The 26,411-nt window shown below is 62.2% G+C and carries 28 protein-coding genes; 17 read left to right on the forward strand and 11 right to left on the reverse strand.

The genetic code is table 11. The features are described from left to right. Positions 1–198 precede the first annotated feature (198 nt). The 3 genes from J3A64_RS20225 to J3A64_RS20235 all read left to right on the forward strand — a co-directional run bounded on the left by J3A64_RS20225 (position 199) and on the right by J3A64_RS20235 (position 3,750). Positions 199–1,557 carry an MFS transporter gene (locus J3A64_RS20225; protein WP_014923047.1) on the forward strand — a complete coding sequence of 453 codons (1,359 nt, stop codon included), beginning with the start codon at positions 199–201 and terminating at the stop codon, positions 1,555–1,557. A 28-nt stretch (positions 1,558–1,585) separates the two neighbouring features. After that, on the forward strand, positions 1,586–2,842 hold the full coding sequence (locus tag J3A64_RS20230; protein ID WP_210065609.1) for an aminopeptidase P family protein: 1,257 nt from the start codon (positions 1,586–1,588) through the stop codon (positions 2,840–2,842). A gap of 86 nt (positions 2,843–2,928) precedes the next feature. Next, on the forward strand, positions 2,929–3,750 hold the full coding sequence (locus tag J3A64_RS20235) for an IclR family transcriptional regulator (RefSeq protein ID WP_210065611.1): 822 nt from the start codon (positions 2,929–2,931) through the stop codon (positions 3,748–3,750). A gap of 117 nt (positions 3,751–3,867) precedes the next feature. On the opposite strand, the gene J3A64_RS20240 is transcribed toward J3A64_RS20235, so the two are convergent. Continuing rightward, a complete protein-coding gene (locus J3A64_RS20240; RefSeq protein WP_011776424.1) occupies positions 3,868–4,347 on the reverse strand; it encodes a DUF4383 domain-containing protein in 480 nt (159 codons plus the stop codon). 156 nt (positions 4,348–4,503) lie between these two features. On the opposite strand from J3A64_RS20240, the gene J3A64_RS20245 reads away from it, so the two are divergent. The 3 genes from J3A64_RS20245 (at position 4,504) to J3A64_RS20255 (ending at position 6,420) form a co-directional block, all read left to right on the forward strand. Beyond that, on the forward strand, positions 4,504–5,475 hold the full coding sequence (locus J3A64_RS20245) for a hypothetical protein (RefSeq protein ID WP_043470781.1): 972 nt from the start codon (positions 4,504–4,506) through the stop codon (positions 5,473–5,475). A gap of 109 nt (positions 5,476–5,584) precedes the next feature. Continuing rightward, entirely contained in the window at positions 5,585–5,956 is a 372-nt protein-coding gene (locus J3A64_RS20250) for a helix-turn-helix transcriptional regulator (protein WP_210065613.1), read from the forward strand. Then, positions 5,953–6,420, forward strand: a complete 468-nt coding sequence (locus J3A64_RS20255; protein ID WP_014923039.1) for an SRPBCC family protein — start codon at positions 5,953–5,955, stop codon at positions 6,418–6,420. The genes J3A64_RS20250 and J3A64_RS20255 overlap by 4 nt, the downstream gene beginning before the upstream one ends. 71 nt (positions 6,421–6,491) lie before the next feature. On the opposite strand, the gene J3A64_RS20260 is transcribed toward J3A64_RS20255, so the two are convergent. Continuing rightward, positions 6,492–6,977: a peptidoglycan-binding protein gene (locus J3A64_RS20260; protein ID WP_210065615.1), complete on the reverse strand. Its 486-nt coding sequence runs from the start codon at positions 6,975–6,977 to the stop codon at positions 6,492–6,494. Between the two features lie 199 nt (positions 6,978–7,176). Next, positions 7,177–7,833, reverse strand: coding sequence for a LysE family translocator (locus tag J3A64_RS20265; RefSeq protein ID WP_210065617.1), 657 nt, complete (start codon positions 7,831–7,833; stop codon positions 7,177–7,179). A gap of 102 nt (positions 7,834–7,935) precedes the next feature. Between J3A64_RS20265 and J3A64_RS20270 the strand changes: the two genes are divergently transcribed. Continuing rightward, a complete protein-coding gene (locus tag J3A64_RS20270) occupies positions 7,936–8,391 on the forward strand; it encodes an Lrp/AsnC family transcriptional regulator (protein ID WP_014923036.1) in 456 nt (151 codons plus the stop codon). Between the two features lie 6 nt (positions 8,392–8,397). Here J3A64_RS20270 and J3A64_RS20275 read toward each other — a convergent pair whose 3' ends face one another. Continuing rightward, positions 8,398–8,856 (reverse strand): Lrp/AsnC family transcriptional regulator, encoded by a 459-nt coding sequence (locus J3A64_RS20275; RefSeq protein ID WP_187329972.1) that lies wholly within the window; start codon positions 8,854–8,856, stop codon positions 8,398–8,400. A gap of 324 nt (positions 8,857–9,180) precedes the next feature. On the opposite strand from J3A64_RS20275, the gene gluQRS reads away from it, so the two are divergent. Both gluQRS and J3A64_RS20285 read left to right on the forward strand, forming a co-directional pair. Then, the gene (gene gluQRS / locus J3A64_RS20280) at positions 9,181–10,068 is read left to right on the forward strand and encodes a tRNA glutamyl-Q(34) synthetase GluQRS (protein WP_210065620.1); all 888 of its coding nucleotides are present in this window, start codon (positions 9,181–9,183) and stop codon (positions 10,066–10,068) included. Between the two features lie 25 nt (positions 10,069–10,093). Beyond that, a complete protein-coding gene (locus J3A64_RS20285; protein ID WP_210065621.1) occupies positions 10,094–11,212 on the forward strand; it encodes a serine hydrolase domain-containing protein in 1,119 nt (372 codons plus the stop codon). 46 nt (positions 11,213–11,258) lie between these two features. Here the strand turns inward: J3A64_RS20285 and J3A64_RS20290 are convergent, their stop codons facing one another. Continuing rightward, positions 11,259–11,870, reverse strand: coding sequence for a TetR/AcrR family transcriptional regulator (locus J3A64_RS20290; RefSeq protein WP_011776414.1), 612 nt, complete (start codon positions 11,868–11,870; stop codon positions 11,259–11,261). A 103-nt stretch (positions 11,871–11,973) separates the two neighbouring features. Between J3A64_RS20290 and J3A64_RS20295 the strand changes: the two genes are divergently transcribed. Beyond that, on the forward strand, positions 11,974–12,765 hold the full coding sequence (locus J3A64_RS20295; protein WP_210065623.1) for an SDR family oxidoreductase: 792 nt from the start codon (positions 11,974–11,976) through the stop codon (positions 12,763–12,765). A 101-nt stretch (positions 12,766–12,866) separates the two neighbouring features. Further along, complete coding sequence (locus J3A64_RS20300) at positions 12,867–13,403, forward strand: HD domain-containing protein (RefSeq protein WP_210065625.1); 537 nt, start codon at positions 12,867–12,869, stop codon at positions 13,401–13,403. A 26-nt stretch (positions 13,404–13,429) separates the two neighbouring features. Here the strand turns inward: J3A64_RS20300 and J3A64_RS20305 are convergent, their stop codons facing one another. Both J3A64_RS20305 and J3A64_RS20310 read right to left on the reverse strand, forming a co-directional pair. Then, complete coding sequence (locus J3A64_RS20305) at positions 13,430–14,674, reverse strand: low temperature requirement protein A (protein WP_210065628.1); 1,245 nt, start codon at positions 14,672–14,674, stop codon at positions 13,430–13,432. Between the two features lie 119 nt (positions 14,675–14,793). Continuing rightward, positions 14,794–16,092, reverse strand: coding sequence for an ATP-binding protein (locus J3A64_RS20310; RefSeq protein ID WP_011776411.1), 1,299 nt, complete (start codon positions 16,090–16,092; stop codon positions 14,794–14,796). Between the two features lie 207 nt (positions 16,093–16,299). Here J3A64_RS20310 and J3A64_RS20315 point away from each other — a divergent pair, with 207 nt between their 5' ends. Next, positions 16,300–17,454: a VCBS repeat-containing protein gene (locus tag J3A64_RS20315; RefSeq protein WP_307807218.1), complete on the forward strand. Its 1,155-nt coding sequence runs from the start codon at positions 16,300–16,302 to the stop codon at positions 17,452–17,454. A gap of 35 nt (positions 17,455–17,489) precedes the next feature. On the opposite strand, the gene J3A64_RS20320 is transcribed toward J3A64_RS20315, so the two are convergent. Then, positions 17,490–18,251, reverse strand: coding sequence for an SDR family NAD(P)-dependent oxidoreductase (locus J3A64_RS20320; protein ID WP_210065630.1), 762 nt, complete (start codon positions 18,249–18,251; stop codon positions 17,490–17,492). A gap of 4 nt (positions 18,252–18,255) precedes the next feature. After that, positions 18,256–19,164 (reverse strand): fumarylacetoacetate hydrolase family protein, encoded by a 909-nt coding sequence (locus J3A64_RS20325; RefSeq protein ID WP_210065632.1) that lies wholly within the window; start codon positions 19,162–19,164, stop codon positions 18,256–18,258. Between the two features lie 140 nt (positions 19,165–19,304). On the opposite strand from J3A64_RS20325, the gene J3A64_RS20330 reads away from it, so the two are divergent. Genes J3A64_RS20330 through J3A64_RS20350 form a run of 5 tightly spaced genes read left to right on the forward strand, consistent with a single transcriptional unit; the run spans position 19,305 to position 24,017 of the window. Beyond that, positions 19,305–20,609 (forward strand): L-fuconate dehydratase, encoded by a 1,305-nt coding sequence (locus J3A64_RS20330; RefSeq protein WP_011776406.1) that lies wholly within the window; start codon positions 19,305–19,307, stop codon positions 20,607–20,609. Continuing rightward, positions 20,606–21,913 (forward strand): alpha-L-fucosidase, encoded by a 1,308-nt coding sequence (locus tag J3A64_RS20335; RefSeq protein WP_210065634.1) that lies wholly within the window; start codon positions 20,606–20,608, stop codon positions 21,911–21,913. The genes J3A64_RS20330 and J3A64_RS20335 overlap by 4 nt, the downstream gene beginning before the upstream one ends. Beyond that, positions 21,906–22,220, forward strand: coding sequence for an L-rhamnose mutarotase (locus tag J3A64_RS20340; protein ID WP_210065636.1), 315 nt, complete (start codon positions 21,906–21,908; stop codon positions 22,218–22,220). Before J3A64_RS20335 ends, J3A64_RS20340 begins: the two co-directional genes overlap by 8 nt. Continuing rightward, positions 22,217–23,155: an aldo/keto reductase gene (locus tag J3A64_RS20345; RefSeq protein WP_286176419.1), complete on the forward strand. Its 939-nt coding sequence runs from the start codon at positions 22,217–22,219 to the stop codon at positions 23,153–23,155. The genes J3A64_RS20340 and J3A64_RS20345 overlap by 4 nt, the downstream gene beginning before the upstream one ends. After that, positions 23,148–24,017: an amidohydrolase gene (locus J3A64_RS20350; protein WP_210065639.1), complete on the forward strand. Its 870-nt coding sequence runs from the start codon at positions 23,148–23,150 to the stop codon at positions 24,015–24,017. Before J3A64_RS20345 ends, J3A64_RS20350 begins: the two co-directional genes overlap by 8 nt. Here the strand turns inward: J3A64_RS20350 and J3A64_RS20355 are convergent. Together J3A64_RS20355 and J3A64_RS20360 are read right to left on the reverse strand one after the other, a co-directional pair. Continuing rightward, positions 24,014–24,685, reverse strand: a complete 672-nt coding sequence (locus tag J3A64_RS20355) for a FadR/GntR family transcriptional regulator (protein ID WP_011776401.1) — start codon at positions 24,683–24,685, stop codon at positions 24,014–24,016. The genes J3A64_RS20350 and J3A64_RS20355 overlap by 4 nt on opposite strands. Before the next feature lie 153 nt (positions 24,686–24,838). Continuing rightward, positions 24,839–26,347 carry an amino acid permease gene (locus tag J3A64_RS20360; protein ID WP_210065641.1) on the reverse strand — a complete coding sequence of 503 codons (1,509 nt, stop codon included), beginning with the start codon at positions 26,345–26,347 and terminating at the stop codon, positions 24,839–24,841. Positions 26,348–26,411 lie beyond the last annotated feature (64 nt).

Below are 26,411 nucleotides of genomic sequence, written 5' to 3' on the forward strand. Positions count from 1 at the left end.
TTACCTCCCATTTGATGCAACTGAGTTGGAGCTGGCGCAACAATTTCGTTTCGCGCCACTAGCTCGCGCGGCCCCTTGCTGAAGCCTTCATGTTGGTCGTTGATCCAAAAAATTAACTCTTGACCGTGACGTCACTCACACATATCCTGTTGCAACAGCGTTGCGTTCAATGCAACCCCAAAAGATTTTGGTGGACACATGAGCAATGAATCCTCTGTGGCAGCCGAGCAAGGCCTTTCATCAGCCGCCGGCTCCGACCACGCTCCAAGCCTCAACAACAAAGTCAGCAAGGACACTCGACGGCGAGTGGTCACTGCCAGCTTCATCGGCAACTTTGTGGAATGGTTCGACTACGCCGTTTACGGCTACCTGGCTGGCATCATCTCGACTGTTTTCTTCCCCGAGTCCGACCGGCAAACTGCCCTGCTGGCGACGTTCGGCGTCTTCGCGATCTCCTTCTTCGTGAGGCCTCTCGGTGGTTTCATCTGGGGCCATATCGGTGATCGTCTTGGACGGAAGCAGGCACTCTCCCTCTCGATTGTGCTGATGTCAGTGGCCACGTTCTGCATCGCCTTGATTCCCGGCTACGCCACCATCGGCGTGATGGCCCCCATCCTGCTCTTGGTCGTAAGAGTTGTCCAAGGCTTCTCCGCAGCAGGTGAGTACGCAGGGGCGTCCGCCTTCCTGGTGGAATATGCGCCGGCGAATCGCCGCGGACTCTACGCCGCCGTCGTGCCTGCCAGTACCGCAGCGGGACTGCTGCTGGGATCCTTGCTTGCCGCCCTGCTGAGTTCAGTCCTGACCGCGGAGCAGCTCAACGAATGGGGCTGGCGTCTGCCCTTCCTGCTGGCCGCGCCTATGGGCTTGATCGGCCGGTACATCCGGACCAAGCTCGAGGACACACCGGCATTCCGGGAATTGGCCGAAAAGGACAATGCGGTGAAGGCTCCGGCGTTCGCAATGTTCCGGACCTACCGGAAGCAGCTCGTCATCGCCACGGGTGCGGTGCTGCTCAATGCGGTGGGCTTCTACGTCATCCTCAGCTATATGCCCACGTACTTATCGGAGGAGCTGGGCTTTGGTGCAACAGAGTCGTTCCTGGCCACCACCATTGCCTTGGCCAGCTACATAGGCTTCATCTTCCTGACGGGCATCGCCTCGGACAAGTTCGGTCGCAAGCGCATGCTTATCACCGCGTCAGTCCTTTTCATTCTGCTGACAGTGCCCGCGTTCATGCTTCTGGACACCCGCAATTTCCTGGTGATCGTGCTGGTTCAGATCCTGCTGGGCGGCATGCTCACCCTCAACGACGGCACCCTACCGAGTTTCCTCGCCGAACTCTTTCCCACGAAGGTCCGGTACACCGGGTTTGCTGTCAGCTTCAACCTTTCCAACGCCCTGTTCGGCGGCACGGCGCCGTTCATGGCCACGCTCCTGATCGGTATGACGGCCAGCAAACTGGCCCCCGGCTGGTACCTCGTGGCCGCCGCCGTAGTTTCCCTCATCGCAGTCCTGTTCGCCGCCGAGACTTCCAAGAAACCTCTGCTTCAGGACTAGAACAACCAAACCCATTGAAAGGAACCGCATGACCATCACCCAGAACGAGTCCGTCAACGATGTCGCCAAGCTCGAGCGCACCAAGGTCCTCAACAACGGCGAAAAAGTATCGCTGACCTTCTCCGATGCTGAGTTCGAGCGCCGCCTCGCCGGCCTACGCCGCATCATGGCCGAGAAAGACCTGGACGCCGTCATCCTCACCAGCTACCACTCCATCAAGTACTACTCCGACTTCCTCTTCACCTACTTCGGCCGCTCCTACGGCATGGTGGTCACCAAGGATGACACGGTCACCATTACGGCGAATATCGACGCCGGTATGCCTTGGCGCCGCAGCTACGGGGACAACCTGGTGTACACGGACTGGCGCCGTGACAACTACATCCACGCAATCCAGGAAGTCCTACGCACCCGCGGTATCAACCCGCGCCGCATCGGCGTCGAAGATGACTCGCTGCCGCTGGACAATCGCAACAAGATCCAAGCCGCGTTCTCCGGTGCGACTCTGGTGGATGTCGCACAGGCGGCAATGCGCCAGCGCATGATCAAATCGGACGAGGAAATCGCAGTCATCAAGCATGGCGCCCGCATTGGCGACCTCGGTGGTGAGGCCATCCGCAACGCCATCACGGCCGGCATCACCGAATACGAGGTTGCCCTGATCGGCACCGAGGCCATGGTCCACGAGATCGCCCGCACTTTCCCGGACTCGGAAATTCGCGATACTTGGGTGTGGTTCCAGTCCGGCATCAACACCGACGGCGCCCACAACTGGGCCACCACCCGGAAGATCCAAGAACACGACATCCTGTCCCTGAACTGTTTCCCCATGACCAGCGGTTACTACACGGCCCTGGAACGTACCTTGTTCTACGGCGAACCTGATGCCCGGTCCCTTGAGCTGTGGAACATCAACGTTGAGGTGCACAAGCGCGGCCTCGAGCTGATCAAACCCGGTGCCGTCTGCAAGGACATCGCCGCAGAGCTCAATGAGATCTACATCAGCCACGGTTTGCTGGCCAATCGCACGTTCGGATACGGCCACTCGTTCGGTGTCCTGAGCCACTACTACGGACGCGAAGCGGGCCTCGAACTTCGCGAAGACATCGATACAGTGCTTGAACCCGGCATGGTGGTCTCCATGGAACCCATGATCACAGTGCTGGACGGCCAGTCGGGTGCCGGCGGATACCGCGAGCACGACATCCTTGTGGTCGGCGAAGACAGCGCGGAGAACATCACCAAGTTCCCGTTCGGGCCCGAGTACAACATCATCGGAGCCTAGGCGGCTCGGCCGGTGGGTGCCCGGTACGGTGTCCACCGGCCGCGTCCGGTCCGGCGAGCTGGCCGCCGTCGAAATATAGTGAACCCATGACTCCCTCGGAATCCAGCGACGCTTCCAGCAATGGCGACAACAAAAGCACCTCGGTCATCGTTAACGCCATCGCAGTGCTGCGGAGCTTCACGGCTGACGAACCACTTCTGGGAGTCACCGAAATCGCGGGCCGAATCGGCCTTCACAAGAGCACCGTCTCCCGGATCCTCGCGACCCTGGAACAGGAAAACCTTGTAGAGCGCGACGTCGATTCACGCAGGTTCCGCTTGGGGCTGGGAATGATCGCCATGGCGGGCCCGCTCCTGGCGGAACTCGAAGAGCGCCGCGTTGCCTACCCGGTGCTGCGTGAACTCACCGAGCGGACAGGGGAGACGAGTGCGCTCATGGTGTGGAACGGTAACGAATCCATGTGCGTGGAACAGATCCCCAGCCGGCATCAGGTAAAACACCTCACTCCGCTGGGTGCGCGGTACAACGAGGCCCTGAGTTCGTCAGTGCAGGTGTTCCTTGGCGCAGAGAACGCGGACCGCGTGCGCCAATTGTTGCGCAGCGGTTCCATCACCCTTCCTGGTCTGGACGAGGAGGCAATTGAGGCGTATCTGGCCCGGGTGGGGGAGTCCATTAAGCGCGGCTGGGCCGTGAACTTCGGGGAGACGTCCATTGAGGAAGTCGGTGTGGCCTCGCCCGTTTACGATCATCGCGGCGACATCGTTGCGTCCGTCCTCATTCCGGCGCCGAAATTCCGTGTTTCGGAGGACACCTTGGACAGCCTCGGTGAAGCGTGTGCTGTAGCCGCCGCCAAAGTCACAACGCGGCTGGGTGGGCGCGCCCCAAACCATCGCCGAGACGGCATTTGATGACAATCCGGAGCGCCAACATGGTCATTAAGTGCCATCTCGGCGGTAAACGAAACGGCGGCCGTCCCCTCACAAGGTGGCGGTCGCCGTCGCTGTTTACAAGAGGTGCGGAAGTGCTTACATCTTCCGTCGCTCTGTGGTTGTTTCGTCCATGGCATCCCTGCCCAGCCAGGCGCCCAAGCCGATCATGGCAACGCCGAGGATCAGGTGCAGCCAGTTGTCAGCCGTGTTGAACGGGACAAAGTTGGCAGCTGTTTCCTGGTTGATGACCAGGCCGTAGATCCAAAGAACGATGTACACGGCGCCGCCGCCCAAGAGGAACAGGCGGGCCATGCGTGCGTTCCGAGCCATGGCCAAGCCGGCCACGCCAAACAGCAGGTGAACGATGTTGTGGAGTATGGACACTTGGAAGACTCCAAGCAGCATGGCGCCTGACTCATGTCCAGCAAAGGTCATGGCGCCGAAATTGGTGGTGATTCCCGGGATGAACCCCAGGACGCCTACCAGCAGAAATACAATGCCAACGCCCATGGCGGTGTTGCGAAGCGTCAACCCCATCATGTGGTGGTGTTCGGCGGGGTGCGAAGCGGTGGTCATCAAGTCCTCCCTTTCACGCGGTTACCCGGCTCTTCTCATGGAGAGCCGACCTGCGGCAAGGGGTGTGGCAAAACCTTGCCGACGCCGCCATAATACTCCTGAAATGCCTCCGATAGCAGGGGATGTGCCCAGTTCAGCGGCGGTTAGCATGGATTTATGAGCCAAGCTCCGAATGGACGTGTGCACACGATCTTCCATGACACCCGTGACCTCACGCCCTTCCGCGAGGGTTACGTCCGTACCCCGGTCCGTGGCCTGGCCGACGGTGTGAACGATGTACTCTCCGGCGTCCTCAGTGGCCGCGACCACGCGAGGCTGACAGTTGTGGGAAATGTCCCAAGGCTGAAGATGCTGTCCTCCAAGACGGCGAAGGCAATGCATGAGGCCGTTTTCACGTCCACGGAGCCGGATCGGCTCCTCGCTTTTGGCCGCATGAACCCGGGATGGGCCGGCCTGTGCCACGTCATGGCCGGTCTGCTCGCGTACAAACATGGCGGGTTCTTGAGGGCGAGCGAGCTGCTGCAGCGCGGTTTGACAACAAGGATCGACGACGACGCCAGCCAGTTCTCGGCTACGTACCTCGGGCAGGTGGTCACCAAAGTTGAGGTCGCCGAACGCATTGAGGTTCCGGTCCTGTTCAGCGAGGAATCCGTGTTTCTGGCCTTGTCTCACTGTCTCCGGGAAATGGGGATGACCGAGTCGGCGTTGGAAGCAGTGGTGAGTTTGCCGCCGTCGTTGCCTTCTGCGTTGGCGCGCTGCACGGCGGCGTACTCGCTGGAACGCCACCGCGACGTGGTGCTGTGGACTGAAGGTTTGCTGAACACGGACGACCTCTCGGCCGCGCTCTTGCTGATCCGGGCGCGGTCGCAGCGGGCGAGGGGCGATTTCGAGTCGGCCCAGGCTGCATTGAAAGAAGTCCTTCGCCGCAGGAAGACTAATCTGGCCTTGAAGAATGATGCGGTGACAGACAGGGCACTGCTCGCGGTTGATCAAGGCCGCCGCACCCTCACCCCGCGATCCAAGCGGCCGGCCCCTCCCGCGGAGCTTGAGACCATGGAAGTCATCCGCAAGGATGCTGAGATGCGTCGCCTGTGGGAGAACGATTTCAGGCAGCTGGGCGGCGAGTAAAAAACCATTGTGCCTTCCGGGGCAGAAGCGTAGTCTTGTAATCAATCAAAGAGTTGATCAATGATTTGGTTGATTATGGGGTGGCTGATGACGAAAGGTTGATGCGGCAATGGAAGAAGACGCTCTCGACAGGGCCTTCATGGCCCTGGCGGATCCGGTGAGGCGGGCCATGGTGGCCCGGTTGTCCCGGGGAGACGCCACTGTCAACGAGCTCGCGGAACCATTTGCCATCACCAAGCAGGCGGTTTCCAAACATATTCAGGTCTTGGAGCACGCAGGCTTGGTAACCCGTTCCCGCGATGCCCAACGGAGGCCGGTTCATTTGGACGCAGCAGCCTTGGAGCGATTGACCGCCTGGATTGACCGGTACCGGCTGATCGCCGAGTCCCGTTTCCGGCAGCTGGACGAGCTGCTTGGTGCCAGCGTCTCCCACCAACAACAAGAAAACACACCAGCAAAGAAGAAAGAGGAACTGAAATGAGCAATCCAACAACAATCACCGCTGATCCTGGCGTGCCGTTCATTGATACGGTCCGCGAATTCGATGCCCCGGTCAGTGCAGTTTTCAAAGCCCACGTTGACCCGGATCTCTTGGCCAAATGGCTGGGCCCACGCAGCACGGTGACCAAAATTACCGAGTACAACGCCACCACCGGCGGTAGCTGGCGCTACGAAAGTGGCGACGACAGCGGGACGTATGGCTTCCGCGGCGTCTTCCACACCGTCGAAGCCGACTCGTTGATCATCCAGACAGTCGAGTTCGAAGGCGCACCCAATCAAGTAGTCATCAGCACCACCGCCTTCGAGGAAATCGACGGCAGGACCCGGATGTCCGCGCACGAGGTCTACCCTTCCGTGGAAGCCCGCGACATGGCCCTGTCCACCGGCATGGACTACGGCGTGATCGAAGGATACGAGCGCCTGGATGAGCTGCTTGCCGGCTAGATGCTTGGGCGTCCAGCAATACTGGCACTGACGTCAATGCCAGTATTGCTGTCAGTCTTGCCCTTGTAACGTCAGATTCCGATCATTTGGCAGTGTTTGTAGGAATCGGCTCCGGTCACCATTGACGTGCTGGTTGCCCAGCCGATGGTGCGCCCGGTCCGAGGTCCATAAGTGTCACCTACTTCGATGCGGGGAGCGTGACGTGCTTGAGTCGCTTTCAGGGCGGCTAGAGTCCTAGGCCCAAAGTCGCCGTCTTCCTCAATGTTCTGGCCGTGGCACTTGTTAATTGCACGCTGGAGAAAGCGGACGGCAATGCCTTTGTCTCCTTGAGTCAGGAGACAGCTCCTTGTGTAGATCCCGTTCCCCTTATAGACGGGAAAGTACAGCTGCTGGCCGTTCGGGTATTGGTAGGTCTCGCCCGCGTTGCAGTGCTGGATCGTCAGGGCAACAGCTGACGCTGCTGTCGTGGGGGGCGGTGCCGCATTGGCGGCTGTGCCCATTGTGACCAAGCTGAGCCCCAGAGTCAGGGCCGTGGCTAATGAACGTGAGAAGCGCATGTCAATCTCCTATCTGCAGGTACCAGTCGGAGCTTCGCCCCCACTGCTTCTGTGGAGGACGTCCTCAAAGCCGCTGCAGGCTACAGGTCCCGGAGCCGCTTGATGCCGCCGCCACAATGATGAAGTGAGCCTCGACGGGGATCCATGACGCTCATCTCAGAAATTGGGAAAGCAAACTGCCAGCGCCTGAGGGGAGGAACTAGTTGCTTGCCGACTGAATCTCCGGCAGGAGCGGAAGGAGTTGCTCCGACAGCAGCACTGTCCCCAGCCCGATCATGATGATCCCACTGACCAGCGTCACCACCCGGGCGGCATCCGGCCGGGAGGCCAGCAGCTTCCGTGAGGTCAACGCGACGCCGGTGTAAACCATCCCGGCGAGGATCACGAAGGTCAGGCCCAGTAAGCCCGACTGGACCGGAACGGGCAGTGCTGCCTCGGGGCTGACAAACTGCGGAACCAATGCCACGAAGAAGAGCAGGCCCTTCGGGTTGATGCCGCTGGTGCCCATGCCCTGAAGGAAGGTGCGGAGCTGGTTTCCGGACTGCGCGGTGCCGCCTTCCGCGCTGAAGCTCGCGCCTCGCCACGAGCGGATGGTAGCGACGCCGAGCCACAGCAAGTAAGCGGCGCCGGCAATGGTCAGCCATCCCAGCAGCCCCGGAACACCGGCCAGAAGGGCCGCCAAGCCTGCGGCCATCAGCAGTGTGTGGATGACGTAACCGCTGCACAGGCCAGCAACGGCCGGGACGAAGCTGCGTTGCTTGAGGCCTGCCGATATTGAGTACGCCCAGTCGACGCCGGGTGTGCACGCCAGGCTGACGGCGACGAGCATGAAGGCGAGGAACAGCTGCGGATTCACGGGTCTCTCCAGAGTTAGGTGGTAGGAAAACTCTAGGGAAAGTCAGCCCATAAGTGTTCCCATTTTTAGCCCCATGGGAGCCGTTCTGGGTAAGATAATTGCGTGATTGATGGAATCGATAGAAGTATTTTGCGCCACCTCAAAGATGATGGCCGAATGACTGCCACTGCCCTTGCTTCGAAGGTGGGTTTGACCGTGGCCCCCTGCCATCGGCGGCTCCGCGATTTGGAGTCAACGGGGGTGATACGCGGCTACCGTGCAGACATCGATCCTGCCGCAGTGGGCCTGGGCTTTGAAGCGATTGTTTTTGTCACGCTCAAGCAGGTGGAACGCACCATCATGGCGGAGTTCGAAGAGCGCGTGACTGCCAGCCCCAACATTGTGGAGGCTCAGCGACTCTTCGGATCCCCTGATTACCTGCTCAAGGTCATTGCCGCTGACCTGCCCGCGTATCAGCGCTTCTACGACGACGAACTCGCGGCCCTTCCCGCGGTGGAACGCCTCACGTCAACGCTGGTCATGAAGAACCTGAAAACCAACATAGGACCGCCGGTCTAGCCTTGCTTACTCCGCCAGCAAGCCCGTGGTCCGGTAAGGAATAACTTCACGGAGGAACATGCTGGTGGACGTGCGCACAATTCCGGGACACAGGCGAATTTCTTCGGATACCCGGTAGAGATCATCCGGGCTCTTCGCCACCACCCTGATGATGAGGTCCGTATCACCGGCGGGAGCGTGGCATTCAAGGACTTCAGGGATCTCCCTCAGTGCAGCGATGGCCTCGTTCAAATGGCTTTGATCGAGTTCGGCACTAACTGCGGCAGCCACGCCACGTCCCAAAGCCGACGGCAGGACGCGGCTGCTGTTGGCTCGGAGGGCCCCGGACGCCGTCATCCGCTCCAGGCGCGACTGAACTGTCCCGCGGGCGAGGTGCAACTTCTGGGCCAACACCATGATGGGCACGCGGGGGTCGTCATCCAAAGCGGCGAGGATCCGGCGGTCCGTGGCGTCGAGTTCCTGCAAAGTGACCACTCCCTGACTAAGTTTTCGCAACAGACTGGTCAGATCGACCAATCATTATGATGTCCGTTGCACCAACTGTACGTCTCCTGCTGAAATGGTGACAACGAAACAGGGCGAGGCTACCGCCAAACCCCGAAGGCACCAAGACCCCGGAACACCACCCGGAGCCCTGCACAGGTTTCCCGCAAGGAAACAGCCGCTGATTGACTCTTGTTCACAGCATTGTCATTCCGCACCCGCCCTATCACCCGGGCGCCACAGCAAGAGCCCCTGAGCTACCGGATCGTTGCGGTAGCTGAGGGGCTCTTGTGGTTGGCTTGGATCATGACTTCTGCTGGCCGCTTCGCCCCGAGCCCCTCCGGCGAACTGCACGTCGGCAACCTTCGCACCGCAATTCTCGCTTGGCTGTTCGCTAAGTCCAGCGGCCGGAATTTTCTACTGCGCGTCGAGGATCTGGACCGCGCCCGCTCCGGCGCTGAAGAGGAGCAGCTCCGCGACCTGCAGGCCGTAGGCGTTGGTTGGGACGCCGCCGTCGTACGCCAGACTGAGCGCTTGGAGCTGTACCACCAGGCGATTGGACGCCTGACGGCCGAAGGCCGGACCTATGAATGCTTCTGCACGCGACGCGAAATCCAAGAGGCGCCGTCCGCGCCGCACGCGCCGCAGGGCGCCTACCCGGGGACATGCAGGCGGCTTTCGCACGCCGAACGCGAGATCAGGCGTGCGACGCGGCCTGCTTCCATTCGCTTGCGGGCAGAGGTCTCGGAATGGGGTGTTGAGGACCAGTTGCACGGACACTATGTGGGTGTTGTGGATGACTTTGTGCTTCGCCGCAACGACGGCGTCACCGCTTACAACCTCGCGGTAGTTGTTGACGACGCCCAGCAGGGAATCGATCAAGTAGTGCGCGGCGACGACCTCCTCTCATCCACCCCGCGGCAGGCGTATCTGGCGACGCTCCTGGGGCTGCCCGTGCCCGAATACGCCCACGTTCCGCTGGTGGTAAACCACGACGGCGTCAGGCTGGCGAAGCGCGACGGTGCGGTCACGCTGGGCGACCTCGCCGCCGTCGGAATTCCTGCCGAGCGGGTGCGCGACCTGATATTGGAGTCCCTGCAATTGCCTGCCGCGCCGTTGCTGGATGCACTGCCGCACTTCACACCCCAGAATGTGCCGATGACGCCTTGGGTGTGGACAACTCCCCGGGCCTGACCCGCCCACCGCGTAGGCTGTCTGGATGCATTCACAGGTGATCGCCCCAGGTTTCGAACCCGTCGCCGAACTCTTCGGCGTCTTTCTTGAGCAGGATCCGGACTACTCTGCGCAAGTGGCCGCGTATCACCGTGGCGTCAAAGTGCTGGACCTCAGCGGCGGCCCCCACATCCGCCCGGATTCAGTCACCGGCGTCTTCTCGTGTTCCAAAGGCATGGCCGGTTTGGTCATGGCGTTGCTCGTTCAGGACGGCGAACTGGACCTTGAAACCGAGGTGGTCAAGTACTGGCCCGAGTTCGGCGTTGAAGGCAAGTCCTCCATCACGGTTGCGCAGCTGCTTTCGCACCGAGCGGGGCTCTTGGGAGTGGAAGGCGGCCTGACGCTCCACGAGGTCAACAACTCTGAGCTCGCAGCAGCCAAACTCGCCGAGCTGCCGCCCCTATGGAAGCCCGGTACCGCGTTCGGGTACCACGCGCTGACCATTGGCATCTTCATGGAAGAGCTGTGCCGGCGCATTACCGGCTCCACGCTGCAGGAGGTCTTCGAGCAGCGCATCCGTGCGGTGACTGGTGCGAACTTCTACCTTGGTTTGCCCGAGTCCGAAGAGTCCCGCTTCGCGCAGTTCCGCTGGGCGGCCGATCCGTCATGGCCTTGGGTAGACCCGGCCAGCCACTTTGGCCTGGCTGCCAACGCGGCAGTGGGCGACATCCTGGATCTGCCCAACATCCGGGAAGTCCGGGCTGCGGGCCTGAGCTCGGCAGCCGGCGTGGCCAGCGCGGAAGGCATGGCGCGGATCTACGCGGCGGCATTGACTGGCTTGGAGGGTAAATCCGCCATGCCGCCCCTCCTGACCGAGGAGACTATCCGGACGGTGTCGGCTGAGCAGGTGTTCGGAATCGATCGCGTTTTTGGTGAGACCGGATGCTTCGGCACCGTTTTCATGAAGTCCCACACCAGGATGCCGTTCGGCAGTTACCGCGCGTTCGGGCACGACGGCGCCAGCGCATCGTTGGGGTTCGCCGACCCTGTGTATGAACTCGGCTTTGGATATGTCCCGCAGACGGCTGAGCCTGGAGGGCTGGGCTGCCGTAACTTCCAGCTGAGCTCGGCAGTAAGGGAAGTTATCGCCGGTTTCGCGGCTTAGCTGAGCTGCGCGGCGCTGAGCTGGGCGGCGCTGAGCTGGGCGGCGCTTAGTTGCGCTGCGCGGCCGGGACTCCGGCCGCCATGCCTGCCCACAGGGTATCGGTGGTGGCGGTGATGACGTCCTCCACTGACTTCCCGTCCAGCTGCCCGCCCGCTGCCAGAAGAGCCGCGCCGTGAAGGCTCACAAAGCACACCATGGCCAGTTTTTCGGGGTCGCCGGCGGCCAGGGCACCGGCTTTTTGCGCCTCGGCGATCATGGCTTGGGCCAGGTGTATTCCTTGCTCGCCGGTGCTTCGCAGTTCAACGCTGGAGTCGGGGTGGTGCTTGGTGGAGTACATCACCGTCAGCAGGGCGGGATGCGCCACGGCAAAGTGGACGTAGGCCTTGCCAACACTCACGAAACGGCCTCTGAGGTCATCGCCGGATTGGGCGGCATTCTGGATAAGGCGGTTCATCGACTCAAAGCCGGCCAGTGCCATGGCATCGACCAGTGCCTGCTTGTCGCGGAAGTGCTTGGCCGGGGCGCCGTGACTGACATTAACATCGCGGGCCAGTTGCCGCAGGGAGAGTCCGTCCACGCCAGCTTCTTCAATGATTTCCATGGCGCGTTCCAGGAGGGCTTCCCTGAGTTTGCCGTGGTGGTAGGGCTGGTAAGTCATGCCATCAGTCTAGGTCAATGTAGTCATTGACAACAATGTAGTCACTGCCTACCATGTAGACAGCGACTACATTAGTCCCCGCCTCAACCGATGGGATTCAGCCATGACCATGACCTACGCAGGTACCACTGCCCTCATTACGGGTGCCAGCTCCGGCCTCGGCGCTGAGTTTGCAGGACAATTTGCTGCCCGTGGCTCCAACCTTGTTCTGGTGGCAAGGCGTGGAGACCGTCTGGAGGAGTTGGCTCAGGAATTGCGTGCCCGGCACGGTGTCACAGTGACCGTGCTCCCCAAGGACCTTGGCCTTGCAGGAGTGGGACGCGAGCTCTTCGACGAACTGGCCGGCCGCGGAATCTCCGTGGACACCTTGATCAACAACGCAGGATTTGGCACCCACGGTCCCTTGATTGAGGAAGACCCGGAGACCATTGCGTCTGAGATTTCCTTGAACGTGGCCGCCCTCGTGGACATTACCAGGGCCTTCCTGCCGGAACTGCTCGCCTCGGGGAAGGGAGCATTGGTGAACGTAGCCAGCACTGCCGCGTTCCAACCCATTCCCGGCATGGCCGTTTACGGCGCAACCAAGGCCTTCGTCCTCAGCTTCACCGAAGCCGTGGCCCACGAAACGAAAAAGTCCGGACTTAACGTCCTGGCCCTTTGCCCCGGTGCAACAAGAACAGAATTCTTCGATGTGCTCGGCGGTGACTCCGCAGCAGTGGGCAAGATGCAGACCTCTGCACAGGTTGTGGGCACTGCTCTCAAGGCCCTCGACCGCAAGGACACACCCGGCAGCGTGGTCTCGGGCTGGGTTAATCGCGTTGCGGCCGGATTCGCGCAGCGTCTGCCCAGGGCCGTCACCGTCGCCATCGCTGCGCGCGCCGTTCAGGACTGGTAGGACGGGCAGGAAAGGTAGCTCGGTGCCGAGGCTCCGAAACAGCGGATAGCCTGAAGGTGAGGACCGATCCCCGTCGGTCCCTCTTCAAGCCGGAGGCCAGCATGACCCAACCACGCTTTACCGTAGAGACAGCCCAGGTTTTGGCCGAGGTGGCTCACAACCGGCAGAAGGACAAGCTCAAACGACCCTATCGGGAGCACGTTCTGGCCGTGGGCGATGCGCTCGCCGACTTTGACGAAGACATCCAGATCGCAGGCTACCTTCACGACATCGCTGAAGACACGCCCATCACCCGGCAAGCCCTGCTGGAAATGGGGGTGTCCGAACGGGCGGTAGACATCATCGAACGTGTCACCCGCCGCTTCCACGAGGACCCGGACGATTACGACGCCGGCATCCGTTTCGTTGCGGAGGACCACGACGCAACGTTGGTGAAGATCGCCGACAACGCCCACAACTCGCTGCCCGAGAGGGTCAAAGCGCTGGCCGAGAAGTGGCCGGACAAGCCGCCGGTAACCCGCTACGCCGATGCCCGCCCGGTGCTGTACACGGCCGTTCCCCGCGAAGAGGTCCGGATGATCCTGGAACGGATCAACCCATACTTGCTCCGGGAACTGGAGGAGATCGTCCCTGAGTAGACCTCGCAACGCAAGGGGTTGCCTCTTTAGCCCGCGGCGGTTTCCAAACGCCGGAGAGCAGCTGCGCGGCCTTTGTGCCCGCGTCGTTCGTCGTACGCGATGGACAAACCCATCACCAGCATCATGACTAGCATGCAGATCGGTACGGATGCACCTGCCGCGGCCAGCGCAATGGTCGCAGCCAGGCCAAGGACCACCAGTGCGGAACTCCAGATAAGGTCGCGATCCGGACCCAACATGATGCAGTAAAGGGTGGTGAGCGAGGCCTTGAACAGGATGACCGGGACGGCGATGGAGGCCACGGCAGCGGCCGCCGGGATATGTGTCTCATGATCGATGAAGTACGCAGCGACGTGAAGTCCCGCCCCTGTAGCCGCGATGGCTGCGAAGACCGGCATGTGGCCATAGCCAAACACCCATGAGCGATGCCGCTGGACGTGGAGCGCCGGGCCTGAGGGCAGGATGAAGTAGATCCACCACATAGCGAAGGCGAGCCCGGTTCCACTCAAGCCCACCAGGGCGGCGTCCAAGGACCAACTGTGTGTGGCAACGATCGCACGCAGGGTTTCGATGGCACCAATCAAGCATTCACCCAAGGCGATGATGGCAAGCAGGCCGTAGCGCTCTGCGATGTGGTGCGCATGCCAGGGCGTGCGGATCTTGCGTTCCGCGAAGTAGGGAGTCGCCATCTCCAGGATGAACAGCGGAGCAGCCAGGAGGAACGTTGTGAGGACATCGGTTTCGATCACCAACGCGATGACCCAGCCAACCTGCACAATTGCCAGGTACTTCGCGTAACGGAGGCATGTCTCGCGGCGTTCCGGGTCTTGGCGGGCGGCGCGCAGCCACTGGAAGATTAGAGCTACGCGCATGATGATGTAGCCGATGAGGATGGCCACGTTGTTGACATGATCCCCTTCCACAATCGAGTGGAACATCGGCTCAATGCCCATGGCCAGGATGAGGACGCCAACCATCTGGATCATGGTGACCACCCTGAACACCCAGTCATCGGTGTCGTAGGCGCTGGCGAACCAGGTGAAGTTAATCCAGGCCCAAATCACCGCGAACATGGCGAAGCCAAAGCCCAGAAGGCCCGCCCCGAAATGCGCTTCCGCCACAGCGTGCGCGAACTGGCTGCCGGCAACACCGAAGGCAATAACAAACGTCAGGTCGAAGAACAGTTCAAGCGGGGTGGCGGTGCGGTGTTTTTCGTGGGGATCGCGGCCGCCCATGCGGGAGAGCGCATGGCGAAGGGGATTCGAGGACATGGCTCAAAGATTACCGCCGCCGCCGAGATCGCCGGAATATGTCCAGATCGACTGGAACGTTCCGGCGATCGCGCAGGGTTCCAGCGACCCCGCACGGTTCCAGCGAGTTCAGGGAAAAACTACACGCGCCCCAGCACGTCGATGTCTTCCAGGAAATCCTGGTGCACTTCGGGGCTCACCGTCGTGCGGGTGTCACCGATTGCGTCGAGGTAATCCTGGGTGACCGGCCCCTTACGCCCGTTGGACGCAAGACCGGAGCCGTCGTCGTCGTACACTGCTTTTTCCAGAGCCCGCTGGGAGGCGCTGCGGGCAGCGAACTCGATGTCCGCCGGCGAGAAGCCCTCGGTCCGTTCCACCAGCTGGGCGATATCAACCGAGTCCACCACCGTGGCGGGGATAAACCGCTGCCACATTGCTTCGCGGGCGTGCACGTCGGGGAGCCCGATGGGGATGACGTAGTCGAATCGGCCGTGGCGCAGGAACGCGGTATCCAGGGCGCGGATGAAGTTGGTGGCGCACACCAGCAACCGGCCGGGCTGTTCACGGAAGGCCGGGATGATCTTGAGGAGTTCATTGGTGACGCCCTGCAGCGGCGACGGCGGATCACCGGCACGCTGCGACGCGATCTCCTCTACTTCGTCGATGAACACCACGGCATGTTCCAGCTCGGCGATTTCCAGGAACGTTTCGCGGAGCGCACCGGCCAAGCCCTTGGGGTCGGAGGCCAATCGGGACGGGAAGACCTCCACGAACGGCCACTCCAGGCGCGACGCGATGGCCTTGGCGAAGGTGGTTTTGCCGGTGCCCGGAGGACCGAAAAGTACCACGGCCCTGGGCGGTACAACTCCGTATTCGTCGGCGAGGTCGGCCTCAGCCAGCGGGAGAACCAGCCGCCGTTCCAGCAGCTCCTTCTCACGACGCATGCCGGCCACGTTCTCCCATAGATCCCGAGCCAGGATGCGCCCGCCCAACAGCCCCAATGCGCCAAGCTCCTGCCGCTGCACGGGGATGGTCCGCTCAAAGTAGCGGAGGTTCTTCTTCACCACGAACCCGCGCCCCAGGAACGCTTCCACCCTCGTTTCGGTTTCCGGCATCAGTGCGGAGAGTTTGTTGAGCCCATGTGGGGCCATGCGGTTCTCGACGGCGGACAGCAGCGAAGTGCCGATGCCGCGGCCGCGGAACTCCGTCAGCGTCGCCAGGAAAACGATCCAGCCTTGATCGTGCGCTGCTCGACCGACGGCGGCACCCACCACCTGGTCACCTTGGACCGCCACCACGGCGTGGTCCTTCTCGCAGGACGCCAGGACCTCGGACAACGCGTACACCGGTTCCACGCCGTCAGCCTTGAGTGACTCCCAGAGGTGCAGGATGCCGTCCAAGTCGGACGAGTGGAAGTCCCTGATGCGCCAGTTGCTCATGGCTGTATCTCCTGAGTCTGCTAAGTGAGTCGCCGTTGATTCCTTGGAGTTGAGCATAGGCGAACGACCGCTGCCGGACGTTGCGGGCCCGTTGCGTTACGAAGCAACGCACGACGGCGGCCTGTCGGCGCGCGCGTTCGCTCCGGCGTCGTACCTCCCACCTAAGATGAGCGCAACACCGGTTGTGGTGCACCGTGAAGGAGAGTTGTGGGCTGGTTTTCCGGGAAGTCGATGGTCACGAGCAGTGCCGCTGGGGTGCTCGCGGCAATGCTTTTGAGCACCACGCTGATGCCGTCCGCGCATGCGGTGGATGGGGAGGACTTCAGCATCCAAGGCCCGGCATTTGTGGGCTCTGGGCTGTCAGTCAAGGGTGCCTACGAGTACTTCTCCGCGTGTGACCCGAATGCGCAGCCGAGCTACTCGGTCCAGTGGCTTCGTGATGGACAGCCGGTATACCCCGAGCCGAACTTCTCGCAGTTTTATGACCTGGACATCGAAGACGTTGGGAGCCGCATCTCTGCCGTGGTGACGGGATCGAATGCCTGTGAACCTGCGCAAGTTGTTGTCCCGGAGTCCGACGTCGTCCGGCGCCAACCCATGCGTGCCGAGGGGTTCACCGGGAGGGGTGTCTTTGAGTTGCTGGGACGCCGCCATGATGGAGCCCTGCTGCTGTACCCGGGCCAGGATGGTGCACAGGGCTGGAAGCCACCACGGCTCATCGGCCCGAATTGGGGCTCGTACACGCGGATTATCGGCGGCGGGGACCTCACCAGCGACGGTAAGACCGAGCTCCTGACCACTGACGGATCAGGGAGGCTGTGGATGTTCTGGGGTCGCGGCGATGGCACGTTTCCGTCCAATGCCTATCCATCCGAGATCGGCTGGGGGTGGAATGCGATGGACAAAGTGGTGGGGCCCGGAGACTTCGACGGCGATGGATATAACGACCTCCTGGCAACCGAGCCCAACGGGAACCTCTACTTGTATCCGAAGGCCGCACGGGGTTGGACTCCCCGGGTACACGTTGGCCAGGGCTGGAACGTGATGGACCTGCTCATCACTCCAGGCGATTTCAACGGTGACGGCACAGTGGACATCCTCGCCAAGGACAAGGTAGGCAGACTGTTCTTGTACGGCGGGAACGGCAGGGGCGGGTGGCTGTCTCCCCGACTCGTTGGCCAGGGCTGGAATGCCCTGAGCAAGATCGGAAGCGCCGGGGACTTCAACCGTGATGGCTTCAATGATGTCCACGGCGTCAACAGCGCCGGTGAGCTGCTGATGTACTACGGCGATGGACGCGGTGGTTGGAAAGGCGTCGAAACCGTCGGATGGGGCTGGAACATCTTCAACGCGCTCTACTGATCCAGCCCCTCACCCGTCCCTACGGAACTGGCTCCCTACTGACCTGGCCTCAACCGCAGTCCCTGCATGCCGCCGTCGACCGCTAAGGAGGTTCCCGTCGTCGACCCGGACAGTGGGCTCGCCAGGTATGCGACGGCGCCGGCTACTTCAGCGGGGTCCACCATCCGGCCGTGCGGTTGGCGGGCGTTGAGGGCAGCGCGCTCGCCAGCGGGATCAGCGGCTGAATCGAGCAACCGACCAACCCACGGAGTGTCTACGGTGCCGGGGTTCACGCAGTTCACGCGGATGCCCTCGCGCACATGGTCCGCTGCCATGGCGAGTGTCAGCGACAGGACTGCACCCTTCGACGCCGAGTACAGAGCACGCTGCGGGAGTCCGGCCGTCGCCGCGATGGAACAGGTGTTCACAATCGCGGCCGCCGGAGACTCGCGGAGGTGCGGCAGTGCTGCGCGGCTGACGCGGGCGATTCCCACCACGTTGACGTTGAGGACACGCAGCCACTCGTCGTCGTCATTCGCGGCAATGTCACCTTGCGCGCCGATGCCTGCGTTGTTGATCACGATGTCCAGACGGCCGAACTGCTGTACAACGCGCTCGACGGCGGTACGCACCGAGGCGTCGTCGGCAACGTTGCACTGCACTCCAAAGTGCGGGCTGGTTTCGGGAGCCAGGTCCAGGACCGCCACCTTCGCGCCCCCGGCCGCGAGACGGTCTGCGATGGCTGCCCCGATGCCGGAGGCACCGCCGGTAACGAGTGCTGTGAGGCCTTCGAAGTCGTAGCCCACCGAGCTCGCCATGGCCTTAGGCGTAGATGTGGGCGGTTGCACCGGTCTGCGCGCCTGCCTGCGCGCGGAAGTACTCTTGCCGTTGGCGGCCGAGGCCTTCGATTTCCAGTTCCACCACATCGCCGGGCTGAATGAAGGGGAAGCGACCGGACAGTGCCACGCCCTCAGGAGTGCCCGTGATGATCACGTCGCCCGGCTCCAGGACCATGTACTGGCTGAGGTGGTGCACGATCGTGGCGGGGTCGAAGATCATGTCCGAGGTACTGGAATCCTGGCGGCCCTCACCGTTGACCAAGGTCTGCAGACGAAGGTTGCCGGCGTCGATGTCCGCGGCCGGAACCAGCCACGGTCCCAAGGGAGTGGACCCGGGAAGGGATTTGCCTTTGGTCCACTGTCCCGCAGCGCCGGGGATCTGGTAGTCGCGCTCGGAAAGATCGTTGGCAACCGCGTATCCGGCGATGCACGCTTCAGCTTCGTCAACGGTGGAAAGGTATGACGCTTCCTTGCCGATCACGATTGCCAGTTCCACCTCCCAGTCGTACTTTTCAGAAGACGGCGGGATGGGGGCGGCGTCGAACGGGCCAGCGATGGTGTTGCTTGGCTTCAGGAATACGACGGGAACTTCGGGCGGCGTGGCGCCGGATTCGGCTGCGTGTGCGGTGTAGTTGAGCCCGATGGCTACCACTGCACCCGGGCGGGCGACGGGGGCGCCGATGCGCACAGCTTCGGGCGAGATTTCGGGGAGTTCCCCTTTGTTCAGGGCTTCGCGGGTGCGTTCGATGCCGTCCGAGGCGAGGAAACCGCCGTCGATGTCGTTGGTCAGGGCCGTGAGGCTGAAGTACTTCTCAGCACCGTGGGCGTCCTGGGCGATGACGGCCGGTTGTTCGTTTCCGGCCGTACCCAGCCTGGCGAATTTCAAGGTCATGGCTTCCTCCGTGCGTTCGGGACTAACATCCGAGCTCTAGTGTGATGTTTTCACCCATAATACGGAAATGTGACCCATTGACAAGGTAGACATCGGATGTTTAGGCTCGGTGGTGAATCGTGACGCACTTCAGGAGCCGCATGAGCATCATCACCGCAGTGGATACGTTTGATATCCGCTTCCCAACATCCCTTGAACTGGACGGCTCGGATGCCATGAATCCGGACCCGGACTATTCAGCTGCATACCTGATCATCCGCACAGATGCCGGGGACGGGCATGAGGGCCACGGCTTCGTGTTCACCATAGGGCGTGGCAATGAAGTGGAAACCGCAGCACTTGATGCACTGCGTGGGCACATCCTTGGCCGGGACGTTGAGACACTGCTGGATGACATGGGCGCCACGTGGAAGCTGCTGGCCCACGACTCCCAACTCCGCTGGCTGGGTCCCGAGAAGGGCGTCATGCATATGGCTATCGGCGCCGTGGTCAATGCGCTGTGGGATTTGAAGGCCAAACGTGCAGGACTGCCGCTGTGGGAGCTGCTCGCCGGCATGACCCCCGAAGAGCTGGTAGCGCTCGTCGACTTCCGCTACCTCACGGACGCGCTTACCCCGGACGAAGCTCTCACCATCCTTCGCGCCGCTCAACCCGGAAGGGAAACCCGCACAGCGACACTTCGCGCTGACGGTTACCCCGCGTACACCACGACGCCGGGGTGGCTGGGTTACAGCGACGAGAAACTGACGCGGTTGGCCAAGGAAGCTGTGGCTGACGGATTTGCCCAGATCAAGCTCAAAGTCGGTGCGTCCTTGGAGGACGACATCCGCCGCGTTCGAACTGCACGCGCTGCCGTGGGTCCCGACATCAAGATCGCGGTGGATGCCAACCAGCGCTGGGATGTCCAACAGGCCATCGACTGGATGGCCCACCTCGCCCCGTACCACATCGCCTGGATCGAAGAGCCCACCAGCCCGGACGACATCCTGGGACATGCCGCCATCGCCCGCGGAGTGGCGCCCATTCCCGTGGCCACCGGGGAACATGTCCAGAACCGGGTGGTGTTCAAACAGATGCTCCAAGCTGGTTCGCTTCAGGTCTTGCAGATTGACGCCGCCCGGGTAGCGGGGGTGAACGAGAACATCGCCATTCTTCTCCTCGCTGCCAAGTTCGGCGTGAGGGTTTGTCCGCACGCCGGCGGTGTTGGGCTGTGCGAGGCAGTGCAGCACCTGTCCATGTTCGACTACATCGCTGTATCCGGGACCAAAGAGGGTAGGACCATCGAGTTCGTGGACCACCTCCACGAACACTTCATCACGCCCGTTGTAGTCCACGACGGCGCCTACTGGCCGCCTGCTGCGCCAGGTGCAGGAAACGAAATGCTCCGTGAAACACTGGCCGCGTACAGCTTTCCGAACGGCCCCATCTGGAAGGAACCCCGTTGATCCAGCACGCACCCTGGTTTGAAGAGGCCCGTTTTGGAATGTTCGTTCATTGGGGCATCTACGCCCTGCCCGCCCGGCATGAGTGGGTCATGAACATCGAGGAAACTACGGTGGAGGAGTACTCCAAGTACTTCCAGCGCTTCGATCCCGATCTTTACGACCCCCGGGAATGGGCCCGTGCCGCCCGGGACGCCGGTATGAAGTACGTGGTCCTGACCACCAAGCACCATGACGGCTTCTGCCTGTGGGATTCAGCCCTCACGGACTACAAAGCCACCAACACACCCGCTGGCCGCGACCTGATCGCGCCCTATGTGGAAGCACTCCGGGCCGAGGGGCTGAAGATCGGTTTCTATCACTCGCTCATCGACTGGCACCACCCCGACTTCACCGTTGACGGGGTACACCCGCAACGTAACGCGGACGACGTCGAAAGCTTGAACGCGGGACGCGACATGGCGCGCTACCGCGAGTACCTGCACGGTCAGGTGCGTGAACTCCTGAGCAACTACGGGACCATCGACTACCTCTTCTTCGACTTCTCTTACTCCGGGACCAGCATCACGGAATTTTGGGGCGGGAAGGGCCGCAAGGATTGGGATTCGGAGGCGTTGCTCGCAATGGTGCGCGAGCTGCAGCCCGGGATAGTGGTCAACGACCGCTTGGACATCCCGGGGGACGTAGTGACGCCTGAGCAATACCAGCCCACCGAGCCCATGATGCGCGACGGCGTTTCCGTCACCTGGGAAGCCTGCCAAACCCTCAACGGGAGCTGGGGGTATGACAGGGACAATCTGAACTACAAATCCGTGGACCTGCTCATCCGCATGCTGGTGGACGGGGTATCCAATGGAGGAAACCTGCTGCTCAATGTGGGACCCACCGGCCGAGGCAGCATCGATCCGCGTGCCCTGTCTTCCTTGGAGGGTATCGGCGCTTGGATGAAGCTACATTCCCGTGCGATTTACGGTGCAGGGGCGTCCCGGTTCACGGCGCCTCCTGACGCCCGCTACACCCAGCGCGGCGACCGGCTGTATGTGCACCTCTTCGCATGGCCGTTCGAGTACATCCATCTGCCGGACCTTGCCGGGAAGGTTGAGTACGCCCAGTTGCTGAACGACGCGTCCGAGGTGTTCCTCAGGGAAGTCGATCCGGACCAACAGGCATTCAACACCATCCCCGGAGGCCAACCGCCAGGAACCCTGACCATCAAGCTGCCAGTGCAGCGGCCGGACGTCGCCGTACCTGTGCTGGAACTGTTCCTGAAGCAGACGGCTGCGGATCCCGGGGCCGTGAATGGTTGAGCGCATCGCCCTCCACACAAGGCTCAAGCCAGGGACCGAAGAAGCATACGCTGACGCCCACGCGCACATACCGGCTGAGCTAGTGAAAGCGCTCAAGGAGGCAGGCGTGCGGAACTGGCGTATCTGGCGCAGCGGGCTCGATCTCTTCCACGTAGTGGACGTCGACAATTACCAAAAAATGCGGCATGCGCTCGCCGACCATCCGGCCAACGTGCCATGGCAGGCCAGCATGGCTGAACTTTTGGAAGTCCAGGACGATTACTCAGGGGAGGATGCGGGTATCCAGAAGGTATGGGAACTGCCATGAACTCACTCAACCTCGGCAAGCTGGGCTTCGGCGGAGCAGGCATCGGAAACCTCTACCGGGCCATCCCGGACGGGGAGGCGCTCGCAACTGTCCTGGCCGCCTGGGACGCCGGCATCCGCTACTTCGACACCGCACCCCACTACGGCTTGGGCCTGTCCGAGCAGAGACTGGGGGCCGTCCTCCGGGATAAGCCAAGGGACGAGTTCGTCATTTCCACCAAAGTAGGCCGGCTACTGGAACCCAACTCCACAGGCGGCCAGGACCCCGAGGGCTTCGACGTCCCCGCCCTCACCCAACGCGTGTGGGACTTCTCCGAGAAGGGCGTCCGGCGCAGCATCGAGGACTCCCTGGAACGGCTCGGCCTGGACCACGTGGACATCGCCTACCTCCACGATCCAGACGTCCACGATCTCCACGCCGGAATCTCCCAAGGTCTCCCGGCCTTGGAGAAGTTGCGCTCTGAGGGTGTGGTCCGGGCAATCGGTGTGGGCATCAACTCCGCCGAGGCTGCCTTGGAATGCGTCGAAGCCGCAGACCTGGACCTCGTGATGCTCGCCGGACGTTACACCCTGCTTGAGCAGCCCAGCGTCCCGCTCCTTGAACGCTGTGCGGAGCGCCGCACCGGCGTCGTCAGTGTTGGCGCCTACAACTCGGGCCTCCTGGCCCGGCCCGAAGTCCCGGACGACGCACACTACAACTATGATCAGGCGCCGCCCGACGTGCTGGAACGGGCACGGGCACTCGCGGCGATCTGCCGCGACTTTGCTGTGGAACTTCCGACGGCGGCGCTGCAGTTCCCGCTGCGGCATCCGGCAGTGGTGAACGTGACAGCCGGGGCGACTTCTCCTGAACAGGTGGCCACCAACGCGGCCCGCATGGAGGCGCCCGTCCCGGCAGAGCTGTGGAACGCGCTGGAGGCAGCCGGCCGTGATTGATTCGCACCTGCATCTGTGGTCCCTGGACACCTTCGTCACCGGCGGTGTGCGCCACTACCCGTGGCTTGGTCCGCAGCACGGTGAGCTCTACCGCAGCTTCGGCGAGGACGAGGCACGCGAGACGTTGGATGCTGCAGGGGTCAGGGGAGCCGTGCTGGTGCAGGCCGACGACACGGTTGCCGACACCGAGAGCATGTTGGCCGTCGCAGCACGGAATCCCTGGGTGTTCGGAGTGGTTGGCTGGATCAGGTTGGATGAGCCTGCTGAAGCTGCCGAACACTTGCACCGTTTCACAGCCCAGTCGGTCTTCAAAGGCGTGCGGCATCTGGTGCATGACGATCCCCGGGATGATTTCCTGGACCTTCCTCCGGTCCGGGCGTCGCTGGCGCTGGTGGCGCGGCGCGGCCTCACCTTGGACATACCGGATGCGTACCCGCGGCACCTAAGTTCTGCGGTCCGACTGGCCCGTGAGATGCCGGAACTGACAGTGGTGCTGGATCACTTGGGAAAGCCACCGCTGGCTGACCCTCAGCTTATGGAGTCGTGGCGCGCCGACTTCAGCGCGCTTGGGCGGGAACCGAACTCGGTGGCCAAGCTTTCCGGGCTGCATCTGCCAGGCACTGAATACACCGCGGATGCGTTGCGGCCGCTGTTCGAATCAGCGTTGGAGGCTTTCGGGCCGGAGCGTTTAATGATCGGCTGTGACTGGCCAGTGAGTACCCTCGGGGCACCCTATGGCCGGACACTGGATGTTCTGCTGGAACTCGTGTCTTCCTTGAGTCCCTCAGAGCAGGACCTGGTGCTCGAGGAGACTGCCATCCGGACGTACGGTTTGGCGGTTAGCCCCGTGACCGAGGACTAGAGAGCCTGCCGCAGCCAGTTCTCCACGCCACTGATGTGCACGGTGACCAGGGCCCGCACCAGTTCGGCGTCACCCCTTTCCAGGGCGTCCGCGATGGCACGGTGTTCAGCCAAGGTGTGCGCCACAGCTTTCTCCTGCGTCAGCCCACGCCAGATCCGGGCACGCACAGTGCTGCTGGACAGGGCTTCCAGGAGGCTCCCGAGGTAGTCGTTTCCCGCGGCCTCGGTAATGATGCTGTGGAATTCCAGGTCATGGGCCACGAGTTCCTCGACGTCCGTGTTCTCGTCGATGCCGTCCATGGTGGCGCGGAGGGCCGACATCTCGTCCGGCGTGATTTTGCCCGCTGCCAGGTGGGCCGTTGCGGGCTCCAAAATTCGCCGAACCTCGAAGAGCTCCAGGATGGATCGGTCCTGATGCAGGTCCACCACAAACGCCACGGCTTCGTTGAGCAGTTTTGCATCGAGGCTTGTGACGTACGTGCCATCTCCGCGGCGGACGTCCAGCACGCGGATCAACTCCAAGGCCTTCACGGCTTCGCGCAACGAACTCCTTGAAAGGCCGAGCCGTTCGCTCAGTTCCTTTTCCGGCGGGAGTCGGTCGCCGGCCTTGAGTTCGCCGCGGATCAGCATGTCTTTGATCTTGCTGATCGCCTCGTCTGTGACAGCCATGGACCAATAGTAGCCACGAATGATCGGATGTCTGTTTCCGCCGCGTCCTCACCCGGGTGGGGCGTTAACCAACGACGGCGGCACCCGAGTTCCGATGGTACGGAACCCGGGTGCCGCCGTCGGACGCTACTTGGGCTTTACTTAGGGCCGCTGTTACTTGTCGCCGCCAGGCAAGGGGCGGTTGGCGATGACCGGTGCGCTGCCGGTGTAGCCGTCGCGGGTGGCGGCAAGCTCATGGATTTGCTTGCGGCACAGGAACCAGCCCCAGACCATAAGTCCACAGGCAATCGCGGTGACCAGCATGGTCAACGGAGATTCGATGAACACCATGATCAGCACGGCCGCCAGGAAGATCAAGGACAACCAGCCGGTGTAGGGGGCTCCGAACAAGCGGAAGGACGGTCGCTTCAGCCAGCCCTTGTCGGCCCAGCGCTTGAGCTGCATCTGGCAGAGGACGATGGTGGCCCACGTGACGATGATGCCCACGGAAGCGACGTTCAGGACGATCTCGAAGGCGTCGGACGGAACAAGGTAGTTCAGCGGAACGCCCAGGAGAGAAACGCCGGCAGTGATGGCGATGCCACCGTAGGGCACGCCTGCCTTGTTCATGCGCTGAGCGAACTTCGGGGCCGAGCCGGCCACGGACATTGAGCGTAGGATGCGGCCCGTGGAGTAGAGCCCGGCGTTCAGCGAAGACAGTGCTGCGGTGAGCACCACAAGGTTCATGATGACGTCCACGCCCTCCACACCAATGCAACCGAAGAACGTCACGAACGGGCTGACGCCCTTCTCGTAAGAGGTGTACGGCAACAGGAGGGCCAGCAGAATCACGGAGCCCACGTAGAAGAGGGCGATGCGGATGACCACGGAGTTGATGGCCTTAGGCATGATTTTCTCGGGGTTGGCGGTTTCGCCGGCTGCCGTGCCGATGAGTTCAATCGAAGCGTAAGCGAAGAGCACACCCTGCATGAGGATGATCATTGGCAGGACGCCGTTCGGGAACACCCCGCCGTTGTCCGCGATGAGGCTGAAGCCGACTTCCTGGCCTTCAACCGGGGTACCGAAGACGACGAAGTAGGTGCCCACCAGGAGGAAGGCCACCAGCGCGGCCACCTTGATCAGCGCGAACCAGAACTCCATTTCACCGAAGACCTTCACGGAAACCAGGTTGAGGCAGAGCACTACAACCAAGGCAATGAGCGCCCACGCCCACTGCGGAACGGCCCCTATCCAAGCGACGTATTTGCCGAAGAACTCCATGTAGAGCGCCGCTGCGGTGATGTCCACGATGGTGGTGGTGGCCCAGTTGATCCAGTAGAACCAGCCCGAAACGAACGCTGCCTTTTCGCCGTAGAACTCACGGGCGTAGGAAACGAAGGAACCCGACGACGGGCGGTGCAGAACCAGTTCGCCGAGGGCGCGGAGGATCAGGAAAGCGAAGAAACCACAGATTGCGTAGGCGATAACGAGGGAGGGACCAGCTGCGTTGAGTCGGCCGCCGGCGCCCAGGAACAGGCCCGTGCCGATTGCGCCGCCGATCGCGATCATCTGGATCTGGCGCGGCTTGAGGTCCTTGTGATAGCCGGAGTCCTCCTTGTGGAGGGCTTTCTCGCTGGCGTGCGCTTGGGCCGGGACCGTGTGGTCCGTAATGGGGTTGGTCATTGGAATCCTTAGGGGTGTCCTGTTGGGGGTGTCCTGGTCGCGTCCGGTGGGGGTTCCGGGCACG

The organism is Pseudarthrobacter sp. PvP004 (assembly GCF_017876035.1).
Lineage (GTDB): Bacteria > Actinomycetota > Actinomycetes > Actinomycetales > Micrococcaceae > Arthrobacter > Arthrobacter aurescens_A.

Coding starts and splice junctions, on each gene's coding strand:
- J3A64_RS20300 (WP_210065625.1), top strand. CDS start 12,867: ATGACCCAACCACGCTTTACCGTAGAGACAGCCCAGGTTTTGGCCGAG.
- J3A64_RS20320 (WP_210065630.1), bottom strand. CDS start 18,251: ATGGCGAGCTCGGTGGGCTACGACTTCGAAGGCCTCACAGCACTCGTT.
- J3A64_RS20260 (WP_210065615.1), bottom strand. CDS start 6,977: ATGCGCTTCTCACGTTCATTAGCCACGGCCCTGACTCTGGGGCTCAGC.
- J3A64_RS20285 (WP_210065621.1), top strand. CDS start 10,094: ATGCATTCACAGGTGATCGCCCCAGGTTTCGAACCCGTCGCCGAACTC.
- J3A64_RS20355 (WP_011776401.1), bottom strand. CDS start 24,685: ATGGCTGTCACAGACGAGGCGATCAGCAAGATCAAAGACATGCTGATC.
- J3A64_RS20330 (WP_011776406.1), top strand. CDS start 19,305: ATGAGCATCATCACCGCAGTGGATACGTTTGATATCCGCTTCCCAACA.
- J3A64_RS20305 (WP_210065628.1), bottom strand. CDS start 14,674: ATGTCCTCGAATCCCCTTCGCCATGCGCTCTCCCGCATGGGCGGCCGC.
- J3A64_RS20230 (WP_210065609.1), top strand. CDS start 1,586: ATGACCATCACCCAGAACGAGTCCGTCAACGATGTCGCCAAGCTCGAG.
- J3A64_RS20290 (WP_011776414.1), bottom strand. CDS start 11,870: ATGACTTACCAGCCCTACCACCACGGCAAACTCAGGGAAGCCCTCCTG.
- J3A64_RS20360 (WP_210065641.1), bottom strand. CDS start 26,347: ATGACCAACCCCATTACGGACCACACGGTCCCGGCCCAAGCGCACGCC.
- J3A64_RS20295 (WP_210065623.1), top strand. CDS start 11,974: ATGACCATGACCTACGCAGGTACCACTGCCCTCATTACGGGTGCCAGC.
- J3A64_RS20250 (WP_210065613.1), top strand. CDS start 5,585: ATGGAAGAAGACGCTCTCGACAGGGCCTTCATGGCCCTGGCGGATCCG.
- J3A64_RS20310 (WP_011776411.1), bottom strand. CDS start 16,092: ATGAGCAACTGGCGCATCAGGGACTTCCACTCGTCCGACTTGGACGGC.
- J3A64_RS20325 (WP_210065632.1), bottom strand. CDS start 19,164: ATGACCTTGAAATTCGCCAGGCTGGGTACGGCCGGAAACGAACAACCG.
- J3A64_RS20235 (WP_210065611.1), top strand. CDS start 2,929: ATGACTCCCTCGGAATCCAGCGACGCTTCCAGCAATGGCGACAACAAA.
- J3A64_RS20225 (WP_014923047.1), top strand. CDS start 199: ATGAGCAATGAATCCTCTGTGGCAGCCGAGCAAGGCCTTTCATCAGCC.
- J3A64_RS20345 (WP_286176419.1), top strand. CDS start 22,217: ATGAACTCACTCAACCTCGGCAAGCTGGGCTTCGGCGGAGCAGGCATC.
- J3A64_RS20255 (WP_014923039.1), top strand. CDS start 5,953: ATGAGCAATCCAACAACAATCACCGCTGATCCTGGCGTGCCGTTCATT.
- gluQRS (WP_210065620.1), top strand. CDS start 9,181: ATGACTTCTGCTGGCCGCTTCGCCCCGAGCCCCTCCGGCGAACTGCAC.
- J3A64_RS20240 (WP_011776424.1), bottom strand. CDS start 4,347: ATGACCACCGCTTCGCACCCCGCCGAACACCACCACATGATGGGGTTG.
- J3A64_RS20245 (WP_043470781.1), top strand. CDS start 4,504: ATGAGCCAAGCTCCGAATGGACGTGTGCACACGATCTTCCATGACACC.
- J3A64_RS20340 (WP_210065636.1), top strand. CDS start 21,906: ATGGTTGAGCGCATCGCCCTCCACACAAGGCTCAAGCCAGGGACCGAA.